The 26,789-nt window shown below is 47.6% G+C and carries 26 protein-coding genes; 14 read left to right on the forward strand and 12 right to left on the reverse strand.

Going from position 1 to position 26,789, the window contains the following annotated elements; all coding sequences use genetic code 11:
• Positions 1-222: 222 nt before the first annotated feature.
• On the forward strand, positions 223-813 hold the full coding sequence (locus IFU39_RS25280; protein WP_091018409.1) for a DUF5317 domain-containing protein: 591 nt from the start codon (positions 223-225) through the stop codon (positions 811-813).
• A gap of 360 nt (positions 814-1,173) precedes the next feature.
• Positions 1,174-3,006, forward strand: coding sequence for a bifunctional diguanylate cyclase/phosphohydrolase (locus tag IFU39_RS25285; protein ID WP_091018407.1), 1,833 nt, complete (start codon positions 1,174-1,176; stop codon positions 3,004-3,006).
• A 132-nt stretch (positions 3,007-3,138) separates the two neighbouring features.
• On the opposite strand, the gene IFU39_RS25290 is transcribed toward IFU39_RS25285, so the two are convergent.
• On the reverse strand, positions 3,139-3,306 hold the full coding sequence (locus IFU39_RS25290; RefSeq protein ID WP_017691019.1) for a hypothetical protein: 168 nt from the start codon (positions 3,304-3,306) through the stop codon (positions 3,139-3,141).
• A 304-nt stretch (positions 3,307-3,610) separates the two neighbouring features.
• Here IFU39_RS25290 and IFU39_RS25295 point away from each other — a divergent pair, with 304 nt between their 5' ends.
• From IFU39_RS25295 to IFU39_RS25310, 4 genes are all read left to right on the forward strand, one after another.
• Entirely contained in the window at positions 3,611-4,441 is an 831-nt protein-coding gene (locus IFU39_RS25295) for a sensor histidine kinase (RefSeq protein WP_091018405.1), read from the forward strand.
• A 1-nt stretch (position 4,442) separates the two neighbouring features.
• Positions 4,443-5,099 (forward strand): response regulator, encoded by a 657-nt coding sequence (locus IFU39_RS25300; protein ID WP_036616682.1) that lies wholly within the window; start codon positions 4,443-4,445, stop codon positions 5,097-5,099.
• A gap of 251 nt (positions 5,100-5,350) precedes the next feature.
• Complete coding sequence (locus IFU39_RS25305) at positions 5,351-7,066, forward strand: copper resistance CopC/CopD family protein (protein ID WP_206759594.1); 1,716 nt, start codon at positions 5,351-5,353, stop codon at positions 7,064-7,066.
• A 489-nt stretch (positions 7,067-7,555) separates the two neighbouring features.
• The gene (locus IFU39_RS25310) at positions 7,556-8,332 is read left to right on the forward strand and encodes a YcnI family copper-binding membrane protein (protein WP_244661113.1); all 777 of its coding nucleotides are present in this window, start codon (positions 7,556-7,558) and stop codon (positions 8,330-8,332) included.
• Positions 8,333-8,559: 227 nt separating this feature from the next.
• Here the strand turns inward: IFU39_RS25310 and IFU39_RS25315 are convergent, their stop codons facing one another.
• The 4 genes from IFU39_RS25315 to IFU39_RS25330 all read right to left on the reverse strand — a co-directional run bounded on the left by IFU39_RS25315 (position 8,560) and on the right by IFU39_RS25330 (position 12,125).
• A complete protein-coding gene (locus IFU39_RS25315; protein WP_017691024.1) occupies positions 8,560-8,832 on the reverse strand; it encodes a hypothetical protein in 273 nt (90 codons plus the stop codon).
• Between the two features lie 57 nt (positions 8,833-8,889).
• The gene (locus IFU39_RS25320; RefSeq protein ID WP_192135599.1) at positions 8,890-10,179 is read right to left on the reverse strand and encodes a hypothetical protein; all 1,290 of its coding nucleotides are present in this window, start codon (positions 10,177-10,179) and stop codon (positions 8,890-8,892) included.
• 31 nt (positions 10,180-10,210) lie between these two features.
• Positions 10,211-10,492 carry a hypothetical protein gene (locus IFU39_RS25325; protein ID WP_192135600.1) on the reverse strand — a complete coding sequence of 94 codons (282 nt, stop codon included), beginning with the start codon at positions 10,490-10,492 and terminating at the stop codon, positions 10,211-10,213.
• A 376-nt stretch (positions 10,493-10,868) separates the two neighbouring features.
• Complete coding sequence (locus IFU39_RS25330) at positions 10,869-12,125, reverse strand: DUF445 domain-containing protein (protein WP_091018399.1); 1,257 nt, start codon at positions 12,123-12,125, stop codon at positions 10,869-10,871.
• Between the two features lie 332 nt (positions 12,126-12,457).
• Between IFU39_RS25330 and IFU39_RS25335 the strand changes: the two genes are divergently transcribed.
• The 3 genes from IFU39_RS25335 (at position 12,458) to IFU39_RS25345 (ending at position 14,929) form a co-directional block, all read left to right on the forward strand.
• Positions 12,458-13,285, forward strand: coding sequence for an aldo/keto reductase (locus IFU39_RS25335; protein ID WP_091018397.1), 828 nt, complete (start codon positions 12,458-12,460; stop codon positions 13,283-13,285).
• Between the two features lie 277 nt (positions 13,286-13,562).
• A complete protein-coding gene (locus IFU39_RS25340) occupies positions 13,563-14,081 on the forward strand; it encodes a sigma-70 family RNA polymerase sigma factor (RefSeq protein ID WP_256975236.1) in 519 nt (172 codons plus the stop codon).
• On the forward strand, positions 14,078-14,929 hold the full coding sequence (locus IFU39_RS25345; RefSeq protein WP_091018394.1) for a hypothetical protein: 852 nt from the start codon (positions 14,078-14,080) through the stop codon (positions 14,927-14,929). Before IFU39_RS25340 ends, IFU39_RS25345 begins: the two co-directional genes overlap by 4 nt.
• Before the next feature lie 151 nt (positions 14,930-15,080).
• Here the strand turns inward: IFU39_RS25345 and IFU39_RS25350 are convergent, their stop codons facing one another.
• On the reverse strand, positions 15,081-15,542 hold the full coding sequence (locus IFU39_RS25350) for a cupin domain-containing protein (protein ID WP_017691032.1): 462 nt from the start codon (positions 15,540-15,542) through the stop codon (positions 15,081-15,083).
• 256 nt (positions 15,543-15,798) lie between these two features.
• Here IFU39_RS25350 and IFU39_RS25355 point away from each other — a divergent pair, with 256 nt between their 5' ends.
• On the forward strand, positions 15,799-16,650 hold the full coding sequence (locus tag IFU39_RS25355; RefSeq protein ID WP_105601564.1) for an AraC family transcriptional regulator: 852 nt from the start codon (positions 15,799-15,801) through the stop codon (positions 16,648-16,650).
• 152 nt (positions 16,651-16,802) lie between these two features.
• On the opposite strand, the gene IFU39_RS25360 is transcribed toward IFU39_RS25355, so the two are convergent.
• Complete coding sequence (locus IFU39_RS25360; protein WP_105601565.1) at positions 16,803-18,416, reverse strand: glycoside hydrolase family 28 protein; 1,614 nt, start codon at positions 18,414-18,416, stop codon at positions 16,803-16,805.
• A gap of 480 nt (positions 18,417-18,896) precedes the next feature.
• On the opposite strand from IFU39_RS25360, the gene IFU39_RS25365 reads away from it, so the two are divergent.
• The 3 genes from IFU39_RS25365 (at position 18,897) to IFU39_RS25375 (ending at position 21,332) form a co-directional block, all read left to right on the forward strand.
• Positions 18,897-19,625: an amino acid ABC transporter ATP-binding protein gene (locus IFU39_RS25365; RefSeq protein ID WP_091018388.1), complete on the forward strand. Its 729-nt coding sequence runs from the start codon at positions 18,897-18,899 to the stop codon at positions 19,623-19,625.
• A 39-nt stretch (positions 19,626-19,664) separates the two neighbouring features.
• The gene (locus tag IFU39_RS25370; protein WP_091018386.1) at positions 19,665-20,507 is read left to right on the forward strand and encodes a transporter substrate-binding domain-containing protein; all 843 of its coding nucleotides are present in this window, start codon (positions 19,665-19,667) and stop codon (positions 20,505-20,507) included.
• A gap of 102 nt (positions 20,508-20,609) precedes the next feature.
• The gene (locus tag IFU39_RS25375) at positions 20,610-21,332 is read left to right on the forward strand and encodes an amino acid ABC transporter permease (RefSeq protein ID WP_192135601.1); all 723 of its coding nucleotides are present in this window, start codon (positions 20,610-20,612) and stop codon (positions 21,330-21,332) included.
• A gap of 27 nt (positions 21,333-21,359) precedes the next feature.
• On the opposite strand, the gene IFU39_RS25380 is transcribed toward IFU39_RS25375, so the two are convergent.
• Complete coding sequence (locus tag IFU39_RS25380) at positions 21,360-21,497, reverse strand: hypothetical protein (RefSeq protein ID WP_188310511.1); 138 nt, start codon at positions 21,495-21,497, stop codon at positions 21,360-21,362.
• A gap of 58 nt (positions 21,498-21,555) precedes the next feature.
• Between IFU39_RS25380 and IFU39_RS25385 the strand changes: the two genes are divergently transcribed.
• Entirely contained in the window at positions 21,556-22,206 is a 651-nt protein-coding gene (locus tag IFU39_RS25385) for an amino acid ABC transporter permease (RefSeq protein ID WP_105601568.1), read from the forward strand.
• Between the two features lie 348 nt (positions 22,207-22,554).
• On the opposite strand, the gene IFU39_RS25390 is transcribed toward IFU39_RS25385, so the two are convergent.
• The 4 genes from IFU39_RS25390 to IFU39_RS25405 all read right to left on the reverse strand — a co-directional run bounded on the left by IFU39_RS25390 (position 22,555) and on the right by IFU39_RS25405 (position 26,786).
• Entirely contained in the window at positions 22,555-23,892 is a 1,338-nt protein-coding gene (locus tag IFU39_RS25390; RefSeq protein ID WP_192135677.1) for an FAD-dependent oxidoreductase, read from the reverse strand.
• An 87-nt stretch (positions 23,893-23,979) separates the two neighbouring features.
• The gene (locus tag IFU39_RS25395; RefSeq protein ID WP_192135602.1) at positions 23,980-24,834 is read right to left on the reverse strand and encodes a carbohydrate ABC transporter permease; all 855 of its coding nucleotides are present in this window, start codon (positions 24,832-24,834) and stop codon (positions 23,980-23,982) included.
• Positions 24,818-25,732: an ABC transporter permease subunit gene (locus IFU39_RS25400; RefSeq protein ID WP_192135603.1), complete on the reverse strand. Its 915-nt coding sequence runs from the start codon at positions 25,730-25,732 to the stop codon at positions 24,818-24,820. Before IFU39_RS25400 ends, IFU39_RS25395 begins: the two co-directional genes overlap by 17 nt.
• Positions 25,733-26,084: 352 nt before the next feature.
• Positions 26,085-26,786, reverse strand: coding sequence for a hypothetical protein (locus IFU39_RS25405; protein WP_192135604.1), 702 nt, complete (start codon positions 26,784-26,786; stop codon positions 26,085-26,087).
• Between the last annotated feature and the right edge of the window lie 3 nt (positions 26,787-26,789).

The raw sequence follows: 26,789 nt of genomic DNA on the forward strand, positions 1-26,789 counted from the left end.
GAATTAAAGCTCGTATTTTGCCATTATAAACATCCGTCTTTACCGAATTTTCCAGGGTTTTCGACCCCTAGATTCGTAAAGGCGGTTTTTTGTTCAGCATTTTGCGAATTTCTTCTACAAAATCATTTTTCTCATGCAGGAATTACCAATATAAGGTCGAATCCTTTATGTACACAAACACGCAATCATATTGCATATCTCCGCACGAACAGGAGTTACTCCATGGTATATGACGGTATTCTACTAGGCTTAATCGTTGGTTTTTTTCGGGGAGGGTTGCGGCATGGGCTCAACCAGTTTGCAGCACTCAAGCTGCGAAGCGGCTGGATTTTCCCTGTATTGTTGCTAATCCAGTTCTTTATTTTCTATCTCCAGGAACGATTCGAATGGGTGGCATCCATTAATGGGTATCTCTTTGCTGCCGTCTACATCACAGGGCTCGCTTTTCTGTGGCTCAACAGACACCATACCGGTTTCATGCTCATCTGGATTGGGGTATTTCTCAATTTTGCCGTTATGGCTGTAAACGGTGGGCGCATGCCTGTTTCTGTGGAAGCCTCCGCTGTACTGGGACCCTACTATGTAGACATGCTCCGGGAAGGCGGCGCCGTATCAAAGCATTTTATGATGGATGCATCTACACATTTGCCTTTTCTCGGTGATATCATCCCACTCTCCAGCCCTTATCCACGGACTCAAGTCATCAGCATCGGTGATGTGGTCATGAATATTGGCATATTCCTTTTTATCCAATACATGATGGTGAATCGGGACAAAAAGGCTGTACAAACCGCTAAAACTCATCAGGCTTAAAGAGAACCAGGTAGACTCCAAGGAAGGGAGGTCTTCTCCATGAAAAAATTTGAAGGTGTGAAATATTCCCGCATTGTCATCAACGCAATCATCGTGGCTTCTGTCGTTGTAGCATTAACCTCGGGATACAAGCTGGGCGGCTAGTATCCATACCGCCAAACAAGACAAACAGGCTGCCAGCGGCCTGTTTTTTCTTTCTGGATTTTTGCCAGGCAAATTGGTATGTTAAACATCTATATAATATATCCCAATACAAGAACAACAATTATATATTGAACTGAACATTTGTAAGTGTTAATACCCATCAGCTCAATTTATATACACATCAAGAGTAGACTAAACCCAAGCAGGAGATTTTTTATGAACTTTATTCGTAACCTTATCCATAAGGCAGATCGAAGCAGTCTGTATGTTATTTTGCTTAGCTGTACCGGGATCGGTGTTTTTCTGTACATGAACAAGTGGTCTTATCTTCATCTAACCACGGCGGATTGGGTTATGGTCTACACCATGCTGGGTGCGGCGTTAATTCTGGATTACTTCACGTTCCAGATTCCACCCAAAGGCAATCAGCAATCCATGGATTCATCGGTATACCTTGCCTGTATATTCATGTTTGGCGGAGCTTTCAGTTTATCTGTACTGCTTCCTGTCTCCATCATCCTGTTAATCAAAGAGCGCAAGCTAACCTGGTGGAAACACATTGTTAATTTCAGCATCTACAGTCTCATGATTACGGGAGCAGCTGCCGTGTTTGAGTGGACTGGCGGGCAATCGGGAACGCTGGACGGCTATAACCTGATTCCTTATTTTGCAGCGCTCGCAGCCTACTTCATCATCAACACGATCACACTTGGCTTATTCTTTCATTTCTCAACAAAGGATGCATTACAGCAGATGAAGCGGGCATTCGTTACCGAATCCCTGCTGGTTTATTTATGTACGCTGATTCTGGCGCTAGTATTGACGATTCTGGTTGTGCACAATGGCGTACTTGGTCTGTTGTTGTATCTGAGTCTCAGCATTCTGCTCTCCCATGCATTCAAGCAGTTGTTTGTCATGTATCAGAGCATTGAGGAGAAGGCGAACACGGATCAACGCACAGGTCTGTTCAACCATAGTTATTTTGAAAGTATGTTGGAAAATGAACTAACCACCGCTCGTACGCAGGGAACACCGCTTTGTCTGGGACTTATTGATATCGATGATTTCAAAAAGTATAACGATCGGTTTGGCCACCTTCAAGGTGACAGTCTGCTGGCCCTGCTGGGGGATTTTCTGATGCGCAAGACGGAAGGCACACCTGTTACCGCTTTTCGTTATGGAGGGGAAGAGTTCACTTTGCTCATGCCAGGCATGGAGCTGGACGAATCCTACAGGTTCATGAACAAGCTGCGTAAACAATTGAACGACACGCCGTTTGAAGGCGTTGAAGTGTTTCCACATGGTTGTCTCTCCTTCTCTGCTGGCGTCGCGCCCTATCAGGTGGATATGTATAACAAATCCCAGCTCGTGGATCAGGCGGATAAAGCATTGTATTATGCGAAGAAACAGGGCAAGAACAACGTGCACCGCCACGGCAGCAATGATGGTATGGAACATGAGATTGATCTGGTACAGGACGTTCGTGACATCGAGCAGCAGCTCAATCTGTTCAGATACAAGGATATGGATACGTTCAAACATTCCAAACGGGTCTACAAATATGCACTGGATATCAGTGAATTGCTCGCACTGGAAAATGCGGAGAAGCGTCGTTTCGTGCTGGGAGCACTGATTCATGACATCGGCAAACTGGAGATTCCCTGGTCCATTCTGAACAAGAAAGACAAGCTCACCGCAGAAGAATGGGAAACGATCAAGGGACATGTCACCTGGGGCAAAAAAATGGTGATCACGAACGATCGCTTCGCCGATCTGATTCCGTATATTGAACTTCACCACGAGCGCTATGATGGCAAGGGCTACCCTTACGGCCTAAAGGGTAACGAGATTCCCCGGCTGTGCCGGATGCTGACCGTGATTGACTCCTTTGATGCCATGACGACAGAGCGGCCGTATCAGGAAACCAAGAACGTGGAAGAAGCGATTCGGGAGCTACGCGCATGTTCGGGTTCACAGTTCGATCCGGAGCTTGCCGAGTTATTCATTCGGTATATTGAGAAAAGAACCGCTCAGCAACAGTTGCTGTAAGATAAATGGGGCTTTTGTATAGGCTCTTAAAAAATCAAAGCGCTATCCCCGGTCTGATCGGAGATAGCGCCATTTTCATTTTCATGGAATGAATCGTACACCAGACATCTTCATTCTCGTGCAGATTCTACATTAAGATTTGGTATTCAGTTCATGTGAGGTCTGATGCAGCTCTTTGATCATCTGCTGCAAAAACATGTTGTCTTGGCGACTGATACCGTGCTGATTGTCTTGAACAAGCATCTGGTGAATGTTCTTTTTGAGCAATTCACTGCGACGTTCCAATACTTCTTGACTCATGTTGTTGCTTCACTCCTTAACATGTTTTGTAATGAATTCACGTTCTATATAAGTATAGAGGACCTTCTCCAATAGGGAAAACGGACTCAGCCTTCTTCAGCTGGATACACCAACCCTCACCTAGCGTGACAACATTTCACCCCTTGTCGTTCTTAGATATCCTTCTAAATACTCCCTGATCCTCCCCAGCTTTCTCCAAAGACACAGACTAGGGTCTTGGACAAGCATGCGTTATAATGGTCCCATCCCTGTATAAATAAAGTACCTAAATAAGCTAATCCTAGATCAAAGGAGTTCTGCATTCATGTCCTATAAACAAATTAAATGGATGATTCTGCTGATCCCCACATTCACGGTTGGCATCTGGGAATACATTCGTCATCAGTTTCTGATGCCATACCTTTCGATGGACGCTGGAAACTGGTTAACACCCGTCATCGTTTACCTCGTCAGCGTGACACTGCTCAGCCGATTGTTCCGCATGCTCGAAGGTGCCAGGGCTGCTCTGGAGCAGGAACGTGCAGCGAAAGCAGCCCTGGAAGCTCGTGACCAATTGGCAAGAGAACTTCACGACGGCATATCTCAGTCTCTTTTCCTGCTGTCAGTGAAGACCGATAAAGCCGGCCGTAGTCTGGCAGGGAGCGGACATGAGCATGAGATCCAGGAGATTCAAAAAACCGTGCATGAAGTCAATACATATGTAAGGCAAGCTATTGCACAGTTGCGTTTTGTTCCTTCCTCTACGGTAACATCAGAAATTATTTCACTGCATGCGCAGGTGGAAGTGCTCGTCAAAGAAACGGTACCCGGTGCACAGATTCATTGGGACCTAAGGGGTGTAACGTTCTCTTCCAAGGAGCAAGTGGAACTGCTCGCCTGTATCCGGGAGGGGTTACTGAATGTACGCAAACACGCGCAGGCTACCCGCGTTCAGGTTCATGCGGAAGGTAATCCAATTGCCTGGTTCATCTATATTCAGGATAATGGGAATGGACTAAGCGGAGATCCTCTTCATCTGAAGGATCGGTACGGACTGCGAATTACGAAGGAGCGTGCTGCCGAGATGGGTTGGTCTTTTACCCTCGATTCAAGACCGGGGCATACACGAATGACGATAGGAAAGGAGCATGCTTAATATGGAACATGTACGTGTATTGGTTGTTGATGATCATGCGCATGCGCGTGAAGCGATCTGTAGCATTTTATCCGAGGACAGCCTGTTTGAAGTGATTGGTACAGCTTCGAATGGACAGGAAGCGCTGGAACTCACTGGGCAATGGATGCCCGACCTGATCCTGATGGACGTGCAGATGCCGGGCATGGATGGGCTGGAAGCCACCCGTCAGATCAAGCTGCGATTCCCTTATGTTATTGTTGTTATGGTCACGGTATCGGATGATGTGACGTTTCTGTTCGAAGCACTGAAACAAGGCGCTCAAGGCTATTTGCTCAAAAATCTAACGCCTTCCACCTGGCTTGAATACCTGCGCGCCATCGTCAGTGACGACGCACCGCTCAGTAAGGAACTGGCTTACCGGATTTTACAGGAGTTTCCCGCACCACGCAGTGAAGATGTGCAAGATAACCCGCTAACGGCGCGGGAGCTTGAGATTCTGCAATGGGTATCCGCGGGATATACCAATCGGGAGATCGCCGATCAACTCGGTATTTCAGACCAGACGGTGAAGAATCATCTAAAAAACATTTTGCAGAAGCTCCAGCTGGAAAACCGGGTACAACTCACCCGCTATGCGCTAGAGAGCGGGCTTGCGGGACGTAAACTTCGCAAATAGCGTGGCTTCGTAGCAATATGTGAATGGTAGCATAAACTTATCCCACACCAATATGAGATTTGTAACATAAGACGAGATGGGTGCTCTGTACCATACACATTCATGCTTTTGTCACAATTATGCAGACCAAATCGTTTTTTTATAGCCCAATGTAGTCATACGCAGTCATTTTGGACAAAGTTATAATGGGATAGATTGTGTATAAAGGACCCGGATTGACTACAAATCTATAACCTGAGGGTGATGATTTTTTGATTTTGACAAGCTTTACCCTGAAATGGGGCAAACGGCACTGGGCATTGATCACCAGCCTGTTGCTTGTGTGCTGCCTTGTTATGCCACAGTGGGCATCTGCCCATGCCTATATTGTTAAGGCTTCGCCAGGAGAGAACGAGATCCTCGTAACCGCTCCGGAGCGGCTGACGCTGGAGTTCAACGAATCCTTGCAGACGGCCTTTTATGATATCAAAATTACCGGACCTGACGGCAATCAGGCAGACGATGGAAATGTAAAGATCGATGTGGATCGCCCTCATATTCTGGAGACTGGCCTGCAAGCTGGACTCGGGAACGGGACTTATGCCGTCAACTGGAAAGCTGTGTCTGCCGATGGACACCCGATTCAAGGAGCATATGTTTTCCATATCGGAGAACCGTCCGGTTCTCCTGCCGGACTAAGTGATCTTACATCTGGTTCCGGTTCAACAGGTGGGCCGCTGAAATGGATCGTATCCCTGACAGACTGGATTCAGTATCTCGGATTGTCTGTCATCCTGGGGACACTTGCATTCTTGTTGCTGCGAATTGCACCAACATCCATGACAAGAGAGCCTATGGACGTTCCAGGTAGCTACAAACTGTTATGGATCAGCTATGCTGCTGCTTCCTTTGCCGCGCTGGTCAGCCTGCCACTGAATACGTTATACGAATCTGGTGTGGCTCTGAGCGAACTAAGCTGGGCTCTGATCGGAAGTGCGCTTAAACTGACTTCCTTCGGTCAAATCTGGATGTTACAGATCCTCATTGTAATGCTGCTGGCCGTCACGATTCTCTCCGGATATGATCGTGATCGATCCATCCGTGCTCGCATCTGGTCTTCTTACGGGTCACTCGTGCTCGTGCTTGGATGGCTGTTCACTCACGCCATGACGGGACATCCGGCTGCGGCGGATCAACGTGCTCTCGCGATTGCCATGGACTTCGTGCACCTGATCGGTGCGGCTTTCTGGATTGGTGCATTGACTGCCATGGCGATATGTCTGCCTCCCCTCGCCGACAAGCTGCCTTCCAAGGTGCGAGGAGAAGTCTACTGGACTGCCATACGCAGGTTTACCGCTTGGGGAATCGGCGCCGTAGCCGCTCTGGTTGCTACAGGAATATACAGTAGTCTGATTATTCTACCAGCACCTGTACTGACTTCCTTGTTCACTACAGCCTATGGTCTTGTCCTGATCGGCAAGATCGTTCTGCTGATTGTGATGGTTATCTTGGCATGGCGTCATGCGCGACTCGCTAGAGCAGCAACGGGGAGCAGATTGTCCGGCAGCCTGAAAGCCGAGCTTGCTACTGGTGCTGTAATTCTTGCTCTTGCTGCCGTGCTGACACATCTGTCTCCAGGACAACCGACGGCAGTTGGACCGTATCAGGAGACAAAGACTACAGATGATGGCTCGGCGATCACACTTCAGGTGAGTCCCAATGTGACGGGAGAGAACCAATTTGAAGTTGATGTGAAACGTGCAGATGGCAGTATCGTTAATGATCTGGAACAGATCACACTGTCACTCACACATCTGGATATGGATATGGGGATCTATGAGATCACCATTCCGAAAAACGACACCGGTGTGTACAAGGCTGAAGATTACATCTCCATGCCTGGACGTTGGAATATCAAGGTACACCTGCTAACCAAATCGCTGGATGCACTGGATGCCGAATTCGAGATCGACACTGCCAAGCCATAGTTACACAACGTTGATATTAAAAAGTGATCCAATCTAAAATCAGTGTTTCTACGAACTGCAAATGTAGTGAAGGGAACGAAATTGATTCTGGAGAAGCGAAGCACTCGCCTTTATTCCCGGATTTCAACCTACTAAATATTAAATGTACTAATGTTTACACTGAAACGGAGAGGACAGAAAAAACCTGAAAAAGCGGAGCGATCGCCTAAAAGCTTTCTGAAAGAAAGCTGCTTCGGAAGCATATGCTATCACCGGATTTTCCCTTTGAGAAAAGGGAATCAAAAAAATCTGGGGATAACAGCGATTGGAGGGTTATTCTGTCGTCGGAGTGTATGTGTAAATCAAATTTAGTTAAATTTTAAAAATCCAGGATTAACGGTGATCGAAAGAACAATTCGTAATCGAAACGGTGCCTTTGCAGAACGTAGACACTCATTTAAGAAAATGGGCCGCATCATATATGATAAGAACTGAGAGGGGTTATTTATTTTGAAGAAAACATCATGGATTTCCAAACTTACATCCACTATCGCAACAGGTACCGCAGCATTTATGCTATTTGCCGGATTCGCGAGCGCGCACGTTACCGTTAGCCCATCCGTTGCACAGACAAGCGCATGGCAGACGTACACGATTAAGATTCCATCCGAGAAAGAACTGCCTACAACCAAAATCACCATGAAAGTTCCGGAAGGTGTTGCATTCAAGCAATATCAACCACTGGCAGGCTGGAAAATCACCACAGAGAAGAACAATTCCAATGAAGTAACATCAATTACGTGGGAGATTGACGGCGATAACGAAGGCATTCTGGCAGGACAATTCCAGCAGTTCAACTTCGTTGCACAGAACCCTAAGTCTGAAGCTGAAGTAGCTTGGGATGCCTTCCAATACTACAGTGATGGCAGCATCGTAGAATGGACAGGCCAACCAAGTGATGCCAACCCGCACAGTATCACAACGATTAGCGAAGATCCGGCTGCTGCTGGTAATGCTGCGGCAGGTGGAGGTCATGCCAACGATGGACATGATAGTGCAGGTACAGAAGGCGCCACTGGGGATAATGCAGCTACCGACGATAGCAAAGCAAACGATGACACTACGTTGGGCGATGCACTCAATGACACCGTTACAGGTGAACCAAACAACACGGATACAGACCCGGGTACACTGAAGCTTCAACAAGCAACGTTGATCGTATCCATCCTGGCTCTGATTCTGTCCTTCCTGGGAATCGCGTTGGCTACACGTCGCAAAAAACGTTAAGAACTAACTTACAGTTTTACGAAAACCTGAGAAAAATTCAGATAACAAAAAGCCTATGGCATTTGGGATTAAACCCGATGTGCCGTAGGCTTTTTAGCTATCATCATTTTGATTGGCTACCCATGTTCTTTACAATCCGTGGTTTAGAACTAATCATGCCGCTCCACGGTCACACTCTTATCCACACTGATTACCATCCGCAATATGGCATCAACCTGTACAGCTCTTTAGCGTTCCTGATCCGTCTGGATCATGATCTCAATGTATTGCAGCAAGCTTTTCTTCTGCTGTTCAATGGATTGAATACGTCTGGACAGGCCCGCAAAAAACTCTTCAATCTGCTGTCTTGTATGATCTGCTGACTGGCCTTTCCAATCGTTCAGGCGACTGTATAGCGCCCGCGCTTCCTGTTCATCGGCTTGCAGACGGGCAAGCAGCTGTGTCAGTTCTTTTTCCGCAATCCGAAGATCATTCAATTCCACCAGCAATTGTCCACCCACTCGTGTTCCCCTCCCCTATGTACGTGATATCAATGCTAGGCACCCAGAAATCCTTAATTAAAAATGAACTGGACTCTCGTCTGCCTGCCGGAAAGCATCCGCCTTCTCATCAATAAAGTTCAGGAACTGGCTGGTGTGTTTCATATGCCATGTGCCAAGCTCATGAATGGACGCGTCCAATTGGGTGACAATTGGCTCCAGCCTGCGACTACGGCTTGTATGGAGATATTGGGCCATGCGGGTTCGCACCTGATTCAACTCCGCATTGCACTGTTGTGCATTTTGCTTCCACCGTGAAGCGACACTTTTCAGTTCTTCCGGCGTTACCTGAATTAGTCCGGAAGCTCCCCCCACTGAGCCGACACCTGCAACCATCTTGCTGGTCTGCGCACCAAAGCTACGCATAATATCCGCAAGCTCCGTCATGATATTGGAAGGTTCACGGGGAGTTTTATTGATTTTCTCACCAGTGGTAGGGTCGTATAGATCATTGGAAATATAACCATTCTCGAACTGATACTGCTTCAGGTCGTGGTATTCCTTCCCACCAAAGGTGTTACCCATCTTATCTCCCATGCTCATGTTGTCATTCATGTCCTTGTAATTAGAGTTGATGTAATACATGGAACCCACATGGCGATCATAGCCACCAAAGAATCCACTGGCAACAAAGTCACCCGGGTGACCAAAGTTTACGATCTGATTATCGAATCCACCCTCTTCTGCCTTGCGTTTCAGTGATGGAGTCAAGCTGGATATTACAGATGGCGCACTAAAGGTTACTGCCGTCATTCCCGTATTCGCTGCTGCATACTGAGCATTTCCGCCGCCTAGTGAATGCCCTGTCAGAGAGAAGTCCAAATTCTTGTATTTGTTCTGCATATCCTTCGCATAGTCTTCTGCTTCGTACATTTGATTCGGAAAAGGGTTCAGCTTTTTATCAATCTGCCTATCCAGCTCACCCAACGCATTATCCAAATGGGTCAGTCCAGTGACGTCTTTTACCTTTTGAATTCCACCTGATAACCAATCGGGTGTGAAATCGGTAGACTGTTCAATTTTTCTGCCCAGTTCGGGGATCGCAATCTGACCATCCGCCAGAAAATCAAGCCCTTTACGATCCCATCCGGCACTTCCTTCTGTTCCTCGGTAAGAAATGACCGCCTGCCCCGTTTCCTGATTGTAAAAAGTCACTGCGTCAAACCCGGAATAACCGTTGCCATGCGTATCCTCAAGCACTTGCCATCCTGGTAAATTCGAATATTCGGTACCTGCTTTGGCATTTTCATAAGCCAGTTCCGACATCAGACGGTATGTTTCATCATCAATTCTTGGTGTATCCCCCATGTTATGTTCACCTCCAAAAATTCATTACAATCTACTTGGCAAAAGGATCGTAGCCTTTCTCAATGATGGCTGCCTTGATTGCAGGGCTCATTCCAAAATTTTTGATTTTTTTATCATTATAGTCATAGGAAATAGTGAACTCCTGATCCTTCTGATCTACCACATGCCCTTCCATTGCAATCGAGTCCAGTGCCATTTCGGGTAGCAACTCCTTGCTGGTAATAACAACGTTCATCTCATACTTGTCTTTGAAATATTTGACCGCTTTCGCTTCTGCTTCCTGAAAAAGTGCCTGTTTCTCACTTTCTTTCATGTTCTGACAGCCTCCCAAAATAAAGATAGATAGCACAATTAGTAAGAATACACATACCTTTTTTTGTATTGGCCTCATACCAATCACCTTCTTCTTATGATTTCAATGTATATGTGCACCCAATGAATCAGGATCATTCACCCATGCCCTCTGCTTCTGTTAACTGAATCATAGTACAAAATCAACATGACCACATCGGCTGAGAGCATCGTTTTTATGTATCTTTCTTCCTATATGATTCATACGCATGTTCGCGTGTATATTACCCGATTTCCTGAATTTTGCATCATAAATGTTTAAAGTATTTGATATTTCCCTTCCACGGCAAAAAGAGCCTACTCTTTGTAAGAGCGGCCCTTTTTTACATACATGACTTTTATGCCAATGCCATCTGCAGCGCAGTCAGCGCAATCCCGATAACAAATCCGGTAACAGCTCCGTTGATCCGAATCCATTGCAGATCCTGTCCAACCTTATCCTCAATCATCGAAACCAAAGTGGCATTGTCCATTTTGTCCACATTTTCGCGTACCAGTTTACCGATTTTGGAATGATTTTTCTCCAGCAGTGTTGTGACGCCATTTACGATCTTGGCATTCATGCCTGTCATCAACTCGTCATCTGCCCGCAGCTCAACCAATACCCGCTCAATGGCAGGCAGTGCATACGTATCTACATACTGTCCATCTTCCATCGCGGCGAGCGCCTTGTCTCTCAGTTCGGTGAGTTTGTTCAGCACCGTTTCCTCTGCGTTCCAGCCCTCCAGCATGTTGTTCTTCCAGCTGTTGATTCCATCTTGCATAGCCTCACTCATGGCCAGACGCACCGTCTGGGTACGTACCATATCAAGCACCTTATACCTTAGAGCGCTGCCTTCACGTTTCATATCCTCTACCCGATCGAAGAGATATCCTTGTAAAATGCCACCCAGACGCTCCTCGTTCATATAACCAAGGAACGCATTCATCGCAAACTGCATCAATCCGTTCATTTGAATGCCGCTGATCGCTTTCATCCCGCTTTCACCCAAAAACATGATCGTCTCGGGTTTAACCAGCCATTCCTCAGCTTGCTTCAGTCCATAGTCCAGCGCTTTGGCATCGTAACCCCGCTCTGTCATCTGATGGGCAGCCCGCTCCAGAATCGGACCCAGATCAAAAGCGCCCGCCTGTGACTTGATCTCAGCCGCTACGAGTGGAGCAATCTGCTCTAACGGCAGACCAGCCAGAATTCGTTTGCAGAGCGTATCAATCATGGTCTTGATTCCGTCATTGTGAAGCTCACGTGTCAACGTATCGAGCACTGTCTCTGCTGCTTTGAAATCTGCAATTTTCTCGGTAATGCTGTCTTTGTTGAGCAAGTTATTCTCTACTGCGGAGACCAGACCTTCCGTCATTTTATCCCGATTTTTCGGCAGCAATGCCGTATGTGGAATGGGAATGCCGAGCGGGTGACGGAATAATGCAGTAACTGCGAACCAGTCCGCAAGTCCACCCACGAGTCCCGCTTCAAATGATCCTACCAGCAACTTGCCCACGGGAACGCCCTGGAACGGCAAGGATGCAGCAAATCCTGCTCCCATTACCACGAGAGACCAGGCTGCTGCTTTTTTGGTTTGTTTAGGTTTAGCCATTGTATTCTTGCTCCTTTATCGTTAGTCGTACGGTCTGGTCTGTACCCAATTCCGTACTCCGTCTGTTCTTATGTAAACTCTCCAATTACAAAGTCTTGACTTCCATATATCGTATACTTCATCTTATCACCCACAAGCGTCAAAACCAAACCTCTGGTTGAAGAAAAAGGATAATAGCGGTGTTTACGTCGTAAACGAACCACTCCCTTTTCCTATACCAGGAATAATTTAGTATAATCAATCATAACGGCCCTTCGATATCGATTGGCTGCTGAACAGCAGGGTAATTACATAGTGGAACAATGAATCAATCAGAGGAGGAATTTCGGACCATGAAACACGTGCAGGACACAACCACGCTCTATAACGGAGTTAAAATGCCATGGCTAGGTTTTGGGGTATTCAAAGTTAAAGACGGAGACGAAGTCGTTCATGCTGTCAAAACAGCCATTCAAGCTGGTTATCGTAGCATCGACACAGCCAAAGCGTATAACAACGAAGCAGGTGTCGCTCAGGGTATTCGTGAATCTGGAGTAGCTCGTGAGGATCTGTTCATTACCACTAAAGTATGGAATAGTGATCAGGGATATGAATCCACGCTAGCTGCCTTCGAAGCCAGCATGGAACGACTCGAGCTGGAGTATCTGGATCTCTATCTCATCCACTGGCCGGTTAAGGGCAAGTACAAAGATACATGGAGAGCACTGGAGAAACTCCATAAAGAAGGACGCATCCGAGCGATCGGTGTGAGCAACTTCCAGATTCACCATCTGGAAGACTTGATGATCGATGCCACGGTCAAACCAGCGGTTAATCAGGTGGAGCTTCACCCACTTTTGATTCAGTCGGAGCTTCGTGAGTATTGCAACAAACATCAGATTCAGATCGAAGCCTGGTCTCCGCTCGGACAAGGTCACCTGATGGATCATCCGTTACTTCAGGACATCGCCGCCAAATACAGCAAATCCCCCGCACAAGTCATTCTGCGCTGGGATCTGCAGAACGGCATCGTGACCATACCAAAATCCGTCACGCCTGAGCGTATTCGCGAGAACGCCGATCTCTACGATTTTGAGTTAACTCCGGAAGAAGTAGAGCAGATTAACGGACTGAACGAGAACAAACGCTTTGGTTCCGATCCCGACAACTTTAATTTTTAATATAAACATCATAATTCGATTACACCCGCCTTCGATCTCAGAAGAGCGGGTGTTTTGTCATGTGATGTTATAGGCAATCTATTCGTAGTTAAGAATGGAGGCGAGGACAGCTATTCAGTACCGAATCTGTGCCCAAAAAAGTTTTTTTGACAGTTTAGAACTATTTGATCTCCTCATCAGTCTAACGAGTGTAAAGCGAACTCAAGCACTTATATAGAATCCAGGCCTGGAACGAGCGGTGACTTGAATATTTAAGTTTATCATGGGGGGATCAGGAGTGATAAGACTGAACCATAGAAAGACAAAAGAAGAACAGTTCAGCGAAAAAATAACAGAGATTCAAAATAAATTATATCGACTGGCATACTGCTATGTTAAAAATGAACAAGAAGCGCTGGATATCGTATCCGAAGCGGTCTATAAAGGGTTCATCGCTTATGGAAAGATGGACTCCATGACTTATTTTGATTCCTGGATGTCACGAATTGTGATTAACACAGCGATAGATCATATTCGACGCAACCAGCGATTGACCTATATGGAGGATCATGCGCAGGAGTTTGTGGCTCCAGAGCGAGGGGCATCCGTGGAAGAGAAAATGGATCTGTATGATGCACTGGATCGACTCGTACCCGAAGATAGAGCCTACATTATATTAAAGTTTTTTGGTAATATGCGTTTTCGAGAGATCGCTGAAGTGCTCTCCCTGTCAGAGAATACCGTGAAGTCAAAATTCTATCGGATTATCAACAAATTAAAAATGGATTTAATTGAAGGAGAGGTTGGAGATCTATGACTAGTAAAGAACGTTATGAAAACATTGAAATTCCAGCTCAACTTCCAGATGTTATTCGTCGTGCCCAGCAAAAGGCTGCCGCTCGCAAAAGCTCATCCCGTATCATTCGCTACGCTTCCAGTTTGGCAGCATGTGCCGCTTTGCTGCTCATTATCAACATTCCTACTGTCGCAAACGCCATGGTCAAAATACCTGTGGTCGGAACGATTGTTCAGGTCCTTCAATTCGGCGATGGCGGCAAGATTACGGATGGGGTAACCGTAGGTTCAGAAGCAACTGAAAATACGCTTAAAATTAATTTTAGCACCGACGAGCAAGATCAGACTAATGATGCACCCCATTATAATGTGGTGCACAAAGAAGCACCGAATCGTATCCTCTTCACGTTTAGCGGTGCACGTTACATGGATATAGAGAAAGTCAAAGCCGACTTCATGACTCAGCCTTTAGTGAAAGATGTATATGGTTCCATGATTTTAGACGACTCTTCCGTCGGATTCGTCGTTGTTTTAAAAGAAGGGGTACAGTATGCCGTAACGGAATTCAAGAACCCTGGATACCTGGAAGTGAAACTGACTTCCGACGGCAAACCGGTCACACCTCGGAAGGTATACTCTCTCCGCACAGAATCAATGCCTTTTGGAGAATCGATGGGTATAATTAAAGAATCCTATCCGGATGAGGACATCTCTTTCCTCAAAACGTCCACTGGTGAGTTTACAGCAGTTATTGGAGAATATCTTACCGCTGAAGAAGCTGAACAGAAGCTCAAAGAACTCGCCGGGCAACCGGATTATCATGAGGAGTTTTATGTGGACAGCTGGATGAGTAACGAGAATCCCAAATGATCCGTCATCGCTAAAAGTGATGCTGATCCAAAAGGGAATGATCTATCCCTGAACTAGGCATAGACCTCAGCATACTTAATACGCTCAATCCCAAAAAATCCCGATTCGGATGCTCTGAGCATCTCCAATCGGGATTTTCACATATCAAAACCTATTCGCTTTTGGATACCAGCTTGAAATCATCAAAGTGGAAACCTGGCGCAACTACGCAAGTGACCAGTACAGGCTCATCACCCAACGGGCGTGCTGTCTGCCATACGCCGGCTGGAACGAGCACCTGTGGTGATTGACCTGCAGCAATATCCATACCCAGAACAAGAACTTCCTCGTTCTCCGGGTTCTCTCCGTTGCCGCCCAGCTTCAGTTCAACTGGACTGCCGCTGTGCCACAGCCAAAGTTCATCGGACAGAACCGTATGCCACTCGGAGATTTCATGTGCGTGTAGCAGGAAATACGTGGAACTTGCCGAGAATCGTGGGCCGGAGTATGTATCCGGCAGAACGGACTGTGGAATCTGATAAGATGCCTTCCATTCTTCCTTATACCAACCGCCTTCAACGTGAGGCTGCATATTAAGCGCAGCAACCAATGGCGATAATTCATGTGTCGTCATAACCTGTTTCCTTCCTTCTACATCATATTGGAGACACTCCTTAACCAGAGTTTCGCCTCTCTCCCCCTACTCTAAAACATCATTCAAGTTTTGTCACCTTGACAGCACATATGGGCCATGCCAGATTCGGTCTCACGGTATTTTACATATGATTAAAGAAATATTTCATTTCCAATGATAGCGTTTACAAAAAGATGGATGTTCCGTTATGATATGGATATCGTTGTTAATCCGTGAAGCAGAGGGGAGCTGTACCATGAGTCTCATAGAAGATCGGATTGGACCCAAATATCGAATCGGTGAACATTCATTTACCATTGAACATATGCGCAGACATGATGGGAACGGTATGCCTCAGCCTCACGCTCATCCATTCTACGAACTGTATTACCTGCTTGAAGGTGAACGCGTTTATTCCATGAATGGTCAGATACTGTCTGCCCGCAAGGGTGATTTTATTCTGATTAACCCAAACGATGTACATAGCACCTCCAAAGGAAGTATTCCTGGCTTCGAACGGATTTTAATTGGTTTTTCTCCTGCTTTTGCAACGGGGATGGAGCTTGGCATATGTGGTCTGTTGCCTTTTAATTGTTCAAGACTCCTTCGACTGCCTGAAGCGGAGCAGCCCGAGATGGAGCGTATATTGTGGCAGATGCTGCAAGAATGCAAAGAGCGACGCCCTCACTATGAGATTGCGGTCAGAAGTCTGCTTGCCCAACTTTTGATCCGTATTCATCGGGTGGAGGAGGATATTCGGCAATCATGCCCCGGTCCTTTGCATCCGATGCAGGACAAAATCAGTGAAATCGTTACATATGTGAACAGCAACTACACCCAACCACTTACGCTGGAGGGTGCAGCAAATCGTTTTTATATCAGTCCATCCTATCTGAGCCGAATGTTCAGCCGTTTTACCGGGTTTCGGTTTAGCGAATATTTGCGTGTTGTTCGTGTCCGGGAGGCACAACGAAGATTGCTGTCCACACAAGAGCGTGTCCAGATGATCGCTGAGAAGGTAGGATTTGAGCATACGGCTCATTTTAACAAAACATTCAAACAGGTTACCGGTACAACACCGCTGCGCTATCGCAAGGAACACCGGTAGATCATCAGATAACTTCATATAAAAGCCGAGTGGGTAGCCTCGCTCCAGAGTTTACGTACTCCTTAGTATCAAAAGACATTGCGATTACTGGATCTATGGCTACGCCACTACGGCTGAATTGGACCAACTTGTATAAACCTACTACATACCTTTTACCTGCGAATGATCACGCCACTTCGTACTTCAGGACCCACAGAGATCTGACGACCTTCAGTTTCTGCATCGCCTTCACGACATACAATGCCTGCGGACTCGTGTCCAGTCACCATCAGAAGTCGGCCATCTGCACCTTTGCCCTGAATGCTCTCTAATTCGGCCCCTTTACACTGGTGCAAATGAACCAACGGACCTTCGGTGATCTGCGCCTGCAATTCCGCGATATGCAGATGTTTTGCATGAGCACATTGGATACCACTGCGAGCTTGCACGTTGTAACGCTGGATGATCACCCCATCCAAAGGCAGTTCCGGCAATCCACTCACAAGCAACGCAGTGTCAGCACCGGCACAGACCACATCCGATATTCGAATATCCCGGAACACCGGCGTCTCTTCGCTAATCTCCTGAGACAGATCACTGCCCCGGGCAGACCCTTCCTGATTTGCATAGAAAAAGGAAAACGAGATGGCTTCCATAATGATATCTTTCATATATATGCGCTCAATCTGAATGTCCTCAACCACTCCGCCGCGCCCACGTGCGCTTTTGAAGCGAAGTCCTATGTCCGTGCCGATAAACGTACAATCCGACACACGCACATGCCGCACACCGCCGGACATTTCACTGCCAATTACAAACCCGCCATGACCGTGATACACCGTGCAATCCCGAATGGTGATGTACTCCGATGGCAGACCCAGTTCACGGCCTTCGGCATCCTTGCCTGATTTCAGACAGATCGCATCATCACCGACATCGAATACACTATTCTCCACTACCACATGACGGCAGGATTCAATGTCCAGCCCATCTCCATTCTGAGAAAACCACGGATTCCGCACACTCACGTTACGAATGGTGACATGCTCAGATGCCCAGGGGTGCAGATTCCATGCAGGCGAGTTCTGGAACGTTGGACCGTCCAGCAATACCCGGTTACATCTCCGTAAACTGACCATGTTGGGACGTAAAAAGTCTCTGACTTTTTCATAGGCAGCGACATCACGTACCTGCTCCTCATGCATTCGATTCGCGATAGTGCCGCCCTCAAGTGCAGCTGTGGTAGGCCACCAGATTTCTTCCTCTCCGCCGGATTGCTCTACAACACCACCGGAAGCGACCAATTGGTTCCATTGTGAAGTGGTCATTTTGGAGCGTTTTACCGGACGCCATGCCTCCCCGCCGCCATCCCATATCCCCTCACCAGTAATCGCAATATCCTCCAGTTGATCTCCATCGATCGGGGATTGGCAGCGTACCACCTGCCAGCCTTCGAAGCTTGATGCAATTAATGGGTATTGATCAAAATCTCGGCTAAATGTAACCAGTGCCCCTGCTTCCACATGTAGTTCGATACGGCTGCGCATTACAATCGGACCTGTGAGCCATACCCCGGCAGGAATTACGATTCTTCCACCTCCTGCTTCAGCACACGAAGCGATGGCAAGTCGGAACATCTCCGTATTATCTGTTACGCCGTCTCCAACAGCTCCATAGTCTGTAAGCTGAAAATCCTGAGCAGGAATGACAGGCAAATTGGCTTCATAATCTCGAACATCGGACTGGGCACTTGCTCCTGTCGACATTGGGGAGTGATATGTATTCATCGTGCAGAATCATCCTCTCTACATGTAATGGAATTGTTATGGGATCAATACATTGCTTTTACTTTCCTTACTTGCGTTCAAACGGACGCTCTCTCGCTCCATCATATCAATGGCATGACATGTAGGGTTGAGCTTTCTTGCCATGTACACGTGGAACTTGATGCTATTTGTTTTGTTAATCAGAGTCATAAATCAAACATCACTTTCAGTATACTCTATACAACTATTCCAAAGGTTGGAAAACAACTAGGAGAATAGATTCATTTTTCTGTCAGGATTCGTCACAAGGTATTTAATAACATGACAGATATATAACATATTTTCTGGCTATAGCCCTAGGTAACCTATTACTTATGTCATGTTTTATCACAAACCAATTGCCATAAGCAGGATGACTATGTATGATTAAATAACTAGTTTCAATTTATTCCTTATTCTCCCTTTTACACACAGACGTTGCAGAAAGGATGGGGTGTACTCTTGATTGAATTTAGGGGTGTCCAGAAGCATTTCGGTCATTTTCATGTCCTCAAGGATATCCATCTTCACATTGAAGAAGGAGAAGTCGTCGTCATTATCGGACCTTCCGGCTCCGGCAAAAGCACATTACTCCGCTGTATTAACCGCCTGGAGACCATTACCGAAGGCGAACTTGTTGTCAGTGGGGTCCCTCTACATCAGAAAAAGGTGGACATTAACCTCTTCCGCCGTGACATCGGCATGGTATTTCAACACTTCAATCTTTATCCTCACAAAAAAGTCATCGATAACATTACCCTTGCACCCATGAAGGTGCGCAAACAACCCAAAGAACAGGCAGCCGCAACAGCAATGAAGTATCTGACCCGGGTGGGCATTGCCGACAAAGCAGACAGTTATCCCTCCCAGTTGTCCGGTGGACAGCAACAACGGGTAGCCATCGCCAGAGGACTCGCCATGGAGCCCAAAATCATGCTTTTTGACGAACCTACCTCTGCTCTCGATCCCGAGATGATCGGGGAAGTCCTCGATGTTATGCGTTCCCTTGCCCATAATGGCATGACCATGGTCGTTGTTACCCATGAGATGGGATTCGCCCGCGAAGTTGCGGACCGGGTCATCTTCATGGACGAAGGCCGAATTGTAGAAGAGGCCAACGCTGCTGAATTTTTTGACAACCCCAGAGAAGAACGAGCACAGCAATTCCTGAGCCGTCTGATTCATCATTGAGAATAATCCACTATTCCATTTTGAAAGGGGTCTTTATTCATGAAGAAATTATTGAAATGGCCATCATTTATGCTTGTCCTCATTCTCTCGCTTGTATTGTCCGGTTGCAGTACAGGTGAGGAGAATAGCAGTAGCGGCGGTAGTGGCGGTTCTGGCGGAGATGCCGTAGCCAAAGGAACAATAGAGCAGATTAAGGAACGCGGCAAGCTCATCGCCGGTGTGAAATACGATACGAAGCTGTTTGGCTTGAAAGATCCCGCAAGTGGCAACGTTGAAGGATTCGATATTGATATCGCCAAGGCACTCGCCAAACAGATCCTTGGAGATGAGACAAAGGTCGAGCTGAAAGAGGTCACTTCCAAGACGCGCATTCCCATGCTGCAAAATGGAGACATCGATATCATCATCGCCACAATGACAATTACGGATGAGCGTAAAGAACAGGTGGATTTCAGTGATGTTTATTTTGAAGCAGGCCAATCCCTGCTGGTGAAAAACGACAGTGCGATTACCGGCCTGGAAAGCCTCAGCGGAGTGAAAGTACTCGCGGTGAAAGGCTCCACATCCGCTCAGAACATTCGCGAGAAAGCCCCGGATGCTGAGGTCCTTGAATTCGATAACTATCAGGATGCATTCACTGCTCTCAAAGCAGGTAAAGGCGAAGCGCTGACCACAGATAACATCATCCTCATCGGCATGCAACAGACGGATAACAGTTTCCATTTGGTTGGTGGCAATTTCACAAGTGAACCTTATGGTATGGCCATTCGCAAAGGCGACACCGCCTTCGTGGAAGAAGTCAACAAGCTGCTCAAAAGCATGAAAGACAGCGGGGAATATGACACATTACATGAGAAATGGCTGGGCTCAAAGCCCGAGTAACCCCGATTAATGATGAGCACGCGGCGAATTCGTCTGCTGGATGCGAAGCATGAGCAGACGTAATCGCCGTTTCTACATCTGGAGAACGGAGGCTTCGCCTATATGGGCACATTGGATTTCAGCGTACTAATGCGACACTCGGATCGTTTTCTGGAAGGGTTCCTGAATACCATTCAAGTGAGCATTATGGCTCTCATTGGCAGCTTTATCCTTGGCGCGATCCTGGCTATCTTTCGGATATCCCCTGTGAAACCGCTGAACTGGATCGGCACGGCTTTTGTGGAATTTATCCGAAACATCCCATTGCTGCTGGTTGTGTTTTTCTTCTATCTTGGACTGCCTGCACTAGGCATCTCGCTGGATGGGTTTGTCTCCGGCACTCTGGGTCTGACCATCTACACCGCCGCTTTCATTGCCGAAGCAATCCGAGCGGGCATTCAGACGGTGCCGCGTGGACAACTGGAAGCAGCAAGGTCCTCCGGCTTGTCCTATGTACAGGCCATGAACCTGATCATTCTGCCCCAGGCCATCAAAATTGTGTTGCCGTCCATCGGCAACCAGTTCATCAATTTGGTCAAAAACTCATCCATTCTTGCCGTTGTCGCCGGTATGGATCTTATGTATTTTGCCGACCTGGTTAACTCGGATACATTTCAGCCGCTAAGTGTGTACACCATTGTTGCGCTGTTCTATCTGGTGCTGACACTACCACTCAGCTTTCTGGTGCATTATATGGAGCGCAGGTTTGGACAGAGCGATGCAGAGGCTCGCAACACCAAGGGCAAAACGAAGAAGAACAAATCGGCAGGTCAGGTCACCATGTAACAGATTAACTTGTACCAGCTCAGGTTTTTAGGGAAATATATTGGCTTGCCCATGTGGTTTAAATGAGTACTGGATCGTCTGTGTTTTGCTGGCATTGGTGATCATGTCACAGTGCATATTGTAATTCACTGCTACGGTGCTTGAGTTGCTTTGTACACAGTCCATGCCCCATCTATTGATCTTCGATATTCCATTCCTGCATACAGAAGGAGGCTAATAAAATATGGACTTTAGCGGGGCCTATGCGTGGCCCAACCTTCGTTTCCTGCTTCACGGATTCCTGATCACCCTGCAGGTAGCAGGGCTATCCATTGTATTCAGCTTCATACTCGGCACCGTGCTGGGTACGGTCCGGTTTACTCGCATCCCTGTTCTGTCACAGATCGTGGCGGTGATCGTGGATACGATTCGGAATCTGCCGCTGTTGCTCATCATTTTCTTCATTCACATGGTACTTCCACAGCTCGGGATTAAAATGTCCGTCTTCTGGTCCACAGTTGTTGGACTGAGTCTGTTTGAAGGCGCGATGATTGCCGAAATCGTCCGTAGCGGTCTGAAATCCGTTGAGCGCGGTCAGGTGGAAGCTGCCCGTTCTTCCGGCCTGAGCTACATGCAGACCCTCGGTGGCATCATCATGCCACAGGCGCTACGCCGCATGTCCCCGCCGATGGTCAGCCAATTCATCTCACTCCTAAAGGATACTTCACTGGCGATCATCATCTCTCTGCCGGAGCTGATGCACAACGTGCAGATCCTTGGCGGTCAAAGTTTTGATTATATTATCCCGGCCCTGCTGCTCGCAGCCGTATTGTATTTTGTGATCAACTACGCGCTGTCCATTGTCGCAAGACGACTTGAGGCACGGATGAATTGATTGACTGAATGAATGAAACGAGCTTCCCACCGATGTTCTAACGAACCGTGGGAAGCTTATTTAGTCATTTTGAGGACAGTTTCTAATCTAACGAATCGTAGACGCTCTATTCATCCGATTCATCCCGCTATTACGCCGTATTTCAGGTTTTTGAGTAAAATAACTTCACTGAGATTCGTTACATTTTTCATTTCGACTTATGCCACAAATTAGACGTCTCAGGTTCGTTAAAACTAATGCCATCCGCAAATTAAATAAACATCCACGCCTACTATTAATGATTCATGCCGCTCCCAAGACTAATACTTAGTCCAATCCGCCCAATTTTGCCCACAATCAGCTCATCAGCTAGATCGCCGCTCCGTTGTGACGTAATTCCGCCTGTAGCAGCTCAATTGGCAGTCCCACCGGATCAAGCTTCATCTTCACGGTTAGTGCAGCTGCTGTCCCGGCGGCCTCCCCGGTAGCCATACAGCTTGGCGTCAGCCTTGTCGTTGCATGCGCCTCATGTGTGGTGGAGATGCAGCGTCCTGCCGCCAGCAGATTGCGGATATTGCGAGAGATCAGACAGCGATACGGAATATCGTACGCCCCATCTCCTTCTATAAAGGCAGCCACAACACCTTGACCCGAAGGGTCATGAATATCAATCGGATAACCGCTTCTGGTAATCACATCCTCGAACTTCCGTCCTGCGACCACATCCGCCTGGGTCAACGCATAATGACCTATAATTCGCCTGGATTCACGGATACCAATCTGAGGTGCTACCGCTGAGATGGAAGCCCGTTCGAATCCAGGCACATCACGTTGCAAAAACTCAGCGATCATCAGTACCTGCTTCCTCCCTTCCTGTTCAGCAGAGGTCAGATCCTCGGCATCCGTCGCATCGAGTCCCTGCACCCGGGTACAATTAATCAGCACTTCATCGTCAGCCGGTCCGGTAAAAAACAGCACTTGGTCGCGATTAATCGGCACACCCGCTTTTTTCCATTGGGAATAGAAGCCGCTCACCCCGGTTAACGGAATACTGTCCAGCTCTGCAAAAGGCGTTTTCACATAGAAATCCTCCGGATGCTCCTGCATGTATTGCTTCACTCGTCCAAGATCCACACCACGCATGCGAAATTTCATGGTCATCGGCTGAGACTGGTTATCGCCATCTCTCCCCTTCGCCACCGAAGCCCCTGCAAGATAAGCCAGATCCGCATCACCGCTTGCATCCACGAATACGTTCGCCTGAAACTCCTTTCGTCCAGACTTGTTTGTCACTCGCACCGCTTTCACCCGATCATCCCCAACGACCACTTCATCCACGAAGCTGTGCAATAACAGCCGGACACCAGCCTCCTGCAACATCTCTGCCGCAACCACCTGAAAGATGGCTGGATGGTACGGCGTGACACTGTGCACAAATCCAACCGTATCACGCAAATGCCCCGGGGAGCCGCCACGCATCTGCAAACGATCCACAATTTCCTGTGCAATACCTTTAATGACCTGCTCACCACGTTCCGTATGGAAAGTCATCCAGGGATAGACCATAGCGGCAGTGGACATCCCACCAACGAATCCGTATCGCTCCACCAGCACTGTGCGGACACCCTGTCGTCCAGCGGCAATGGCTGCCGCTATTCCCGCAGGGCCCCCTCCCACAATAACGACATCTGCTTCTTCCTTTTTCATGCTCATCCGTTCATGCAAATGTTGTCCCTCCTTCCGTTCTATTGTACGTATTGTACGTATTGCTCGCCTTTGCACGTATTTCATGGCTTACTCTTTCAGTCCCGTCATGGCAACCCCCTCAATGAAGCGCCGTTGTGCCAGGAAAAAAACAATTAAAAGTGGCAAGGTCGCCATAACGGTGGCGCTCATCAGATATTGCCAGGCTGTGCCGACCTCATCTGTAAACAAAGATAATCCAAGCGGCAGCGTCATTAGATCACGCGAGTTAATGAAAATCAACGGATCGAAGAACTCATTCCAGATCGTCACAAACGTGAAGATCGTCAGCGTAGCCATACCTGGCTTGGCAATAGGCAGCATAATTCGCGCATATATTCGGAATCGGTTGCAGCCGTCGATCATCGCCGCTTCCTCCAGTTCCGTTGGCACCGTAATGAAGAACTGCCTCATCACAAAGATGCCAAACACACCGCCCGCGCCAAAGATTGGCAGTAGTATCAGCGGAAGATGGGTATCAATCCACCCCAGCTGCCGCATGAACAGGAACATCGGAATCGCCGTCACCTCATGGGGAATCATCATGGCACTCAGCAGGATGAGAAATACCACATTACGTCCCTTAAACGGAATTTTGGCAAATGCATAACCGGCGAGAGAAGCAAAAAATACGGTTCCCAGCACAACCAAAGCAGAAATGTAGATACTGTTCCAATAAAAACGGTGAAACGGAATCAATTGGAAGACATCGATGTAGTTCTGAAATCGGAATGATTCCGGTATCCACTGTGGTGGATAGGTGAATATGCCCTGGGGCTCCTTGAATGATGTCGATATCATCCAGATAAACGGAACAATCATGATTAGCGAAATCAGTGTCAGCAGCAAATACGTCCCAAGGGTACTTCCTATCTTCCTCCCCGAAGGACTAGGCATCGCCTTCATTGAATACCCACCTCTTTCGGAGCTGCCATTGCAGCAGCGTCAGGATCAGTACGATGAAGAACAGCACATATGCGAGAGCAGAAGCATAGCCGAACTGGAATAGTTTGAATGCTTTTTCCCAGATATAATAAACCAATACCTTTGTGCTGTTACTCGGCCCACCCTGTGTCATCACATAGATCTGTCCGAATACTTTGAGTGAACCAATCACGGTCATGACCACAGTCAGAAACACCGTTGGTGTAATCATAGGCAGTGTAACGTGAAAGAAGGTTCCCCTTCTGCCCGCACCGTCCAATGTTGCTGCTTCGTACAGTGAACGCGGTACCTGCTGAATGGCTGCAATGAACAGCACCATATTCAGACCTACATTTTTCAGCACACTGGTCACAATCACTGCCGGCATTGCCAAATCTTCATTGTATAACCAGGCCGGACCCTTGATGCCCGTCATCAACAGAAGCTGATTAATCAATCCCGACTCTGTCGCATACATCAGCTTCCACACGATGGCCCATACGATCAACGAGGTCATGACCGGAACAAAGATGGCCGTCCGGAAAATTCCGATGCCCCTCAGATTTCTGGATAATAACAAAGCAAGCAGCAGGGCGAGCACAATATTAAGCGGGACCAGCCCCACTGTGAAATAAACTGTATTGGCGAGCACTTTCCAGAACATGGTGTCTGTCATAATATTCCGGTAATTCTCCAGTCCCATAAAATGATGATCACCCAGCAGCGGCCAATCGGTCAGGCTCATGTATAACGCGAGACCCATGGGAAATAACAGCAGCAGGGTAAACCCAAGCACCATCGGCGATACAAACAGCCACCCCGCGATCTGGGCCTCTCTGGCGAGCGGTCCCCCTCTTTTGCGCTTGTGTGGATGGGTCACAATCAGGCCCTCCTTTTAATCATATTTCCTCCGAAGCTGAACTCTGTGACCATTCTATATAAGGTGTTGTCTCAAAAGGTATGATCTCCCTCGCTCCAAGGGCTAACGAATCTACTGCATCTTAATAAGGCAAGTTTTTAAAGAATGCACCGGGTAACGAATCTCAGTCATGTTATATCTCCATAAAATGTCGCCAGAACCATGAAAATCGACCAAATGGACGAAATATCGTCTCTCTGATTCCTTAAATTTTAGATCCGTACAAATGGACGCGAATAACATGTGCTCGATTCGTTAGAACGACTGGATGCTAACATAGGGTGTCCCCCATGATACACGTGACTTTCCCTAATTAGTCCGGACCGTTCAGACTGTCCACCGCATTGCGGAACCCGTTCACAGCCCTTCGCAGCTCATCCTCCGTGTTGCCTGTCACAACCGCTCCAAGCATAATCGCTTTGACCCCAGCTTGGCTTAGCACCCGAACATCCTCCGGTACCAGCTTTCGCTGGGAAGGAACCAATACCGGAACCTGGGCTTGCAAGACCAGACGGCGATACTTGAGCACATCCGCGAAGCTGAGAGGTGTACCATATTCTTTTCCAGGTACAATGGATGCCTCCAGAGCAGTGAAGCCGAAGTGAGCTGCCGATGTTACGAGTGAAGTATCATATTCTTCATTGATCGCAAACGTTGGGTCCAGCCCCAAGTCACTCAGCATGAAGGAGGGCAAGTGATGTGCATAGATGGAATAGAAATCAAAACCCAGTCCAGCAAGGCGCTCCACATCCTCCCGTCGTGCTCCATCTATACTGCCGGAAGGTACGACCCCAAGCGGACCACCAAATTCACTGCGAATCGCCCGAAATACCTCGGCATACCTGTCCAATGGGCCAAAATGATTCCCGCTGGCGCGATGACCGACATTATAGTGCACCTTGAGTGCATCAGCCCCCTCTTCCATGGCTGCCCGAGCCAAAGCAAGTTCATTTTCAGGCAGACTGACCACCAGGGACAACGGTTTCCGCTCAAGTAATTCTTTGAATTTGCCCATTAT

Origin of the sequence: Paenibacillus sp. CFBP 13594 (assembly GCF_014842675.1) — a bacterium.
GTDB classification, from domain to species: domain Bacteria; phylum Bacillota; class Bacilli; order Paenibacillales; family Paenibacillaceae; genus Paenibacillus; species Paenibacillus amylolyticus_B.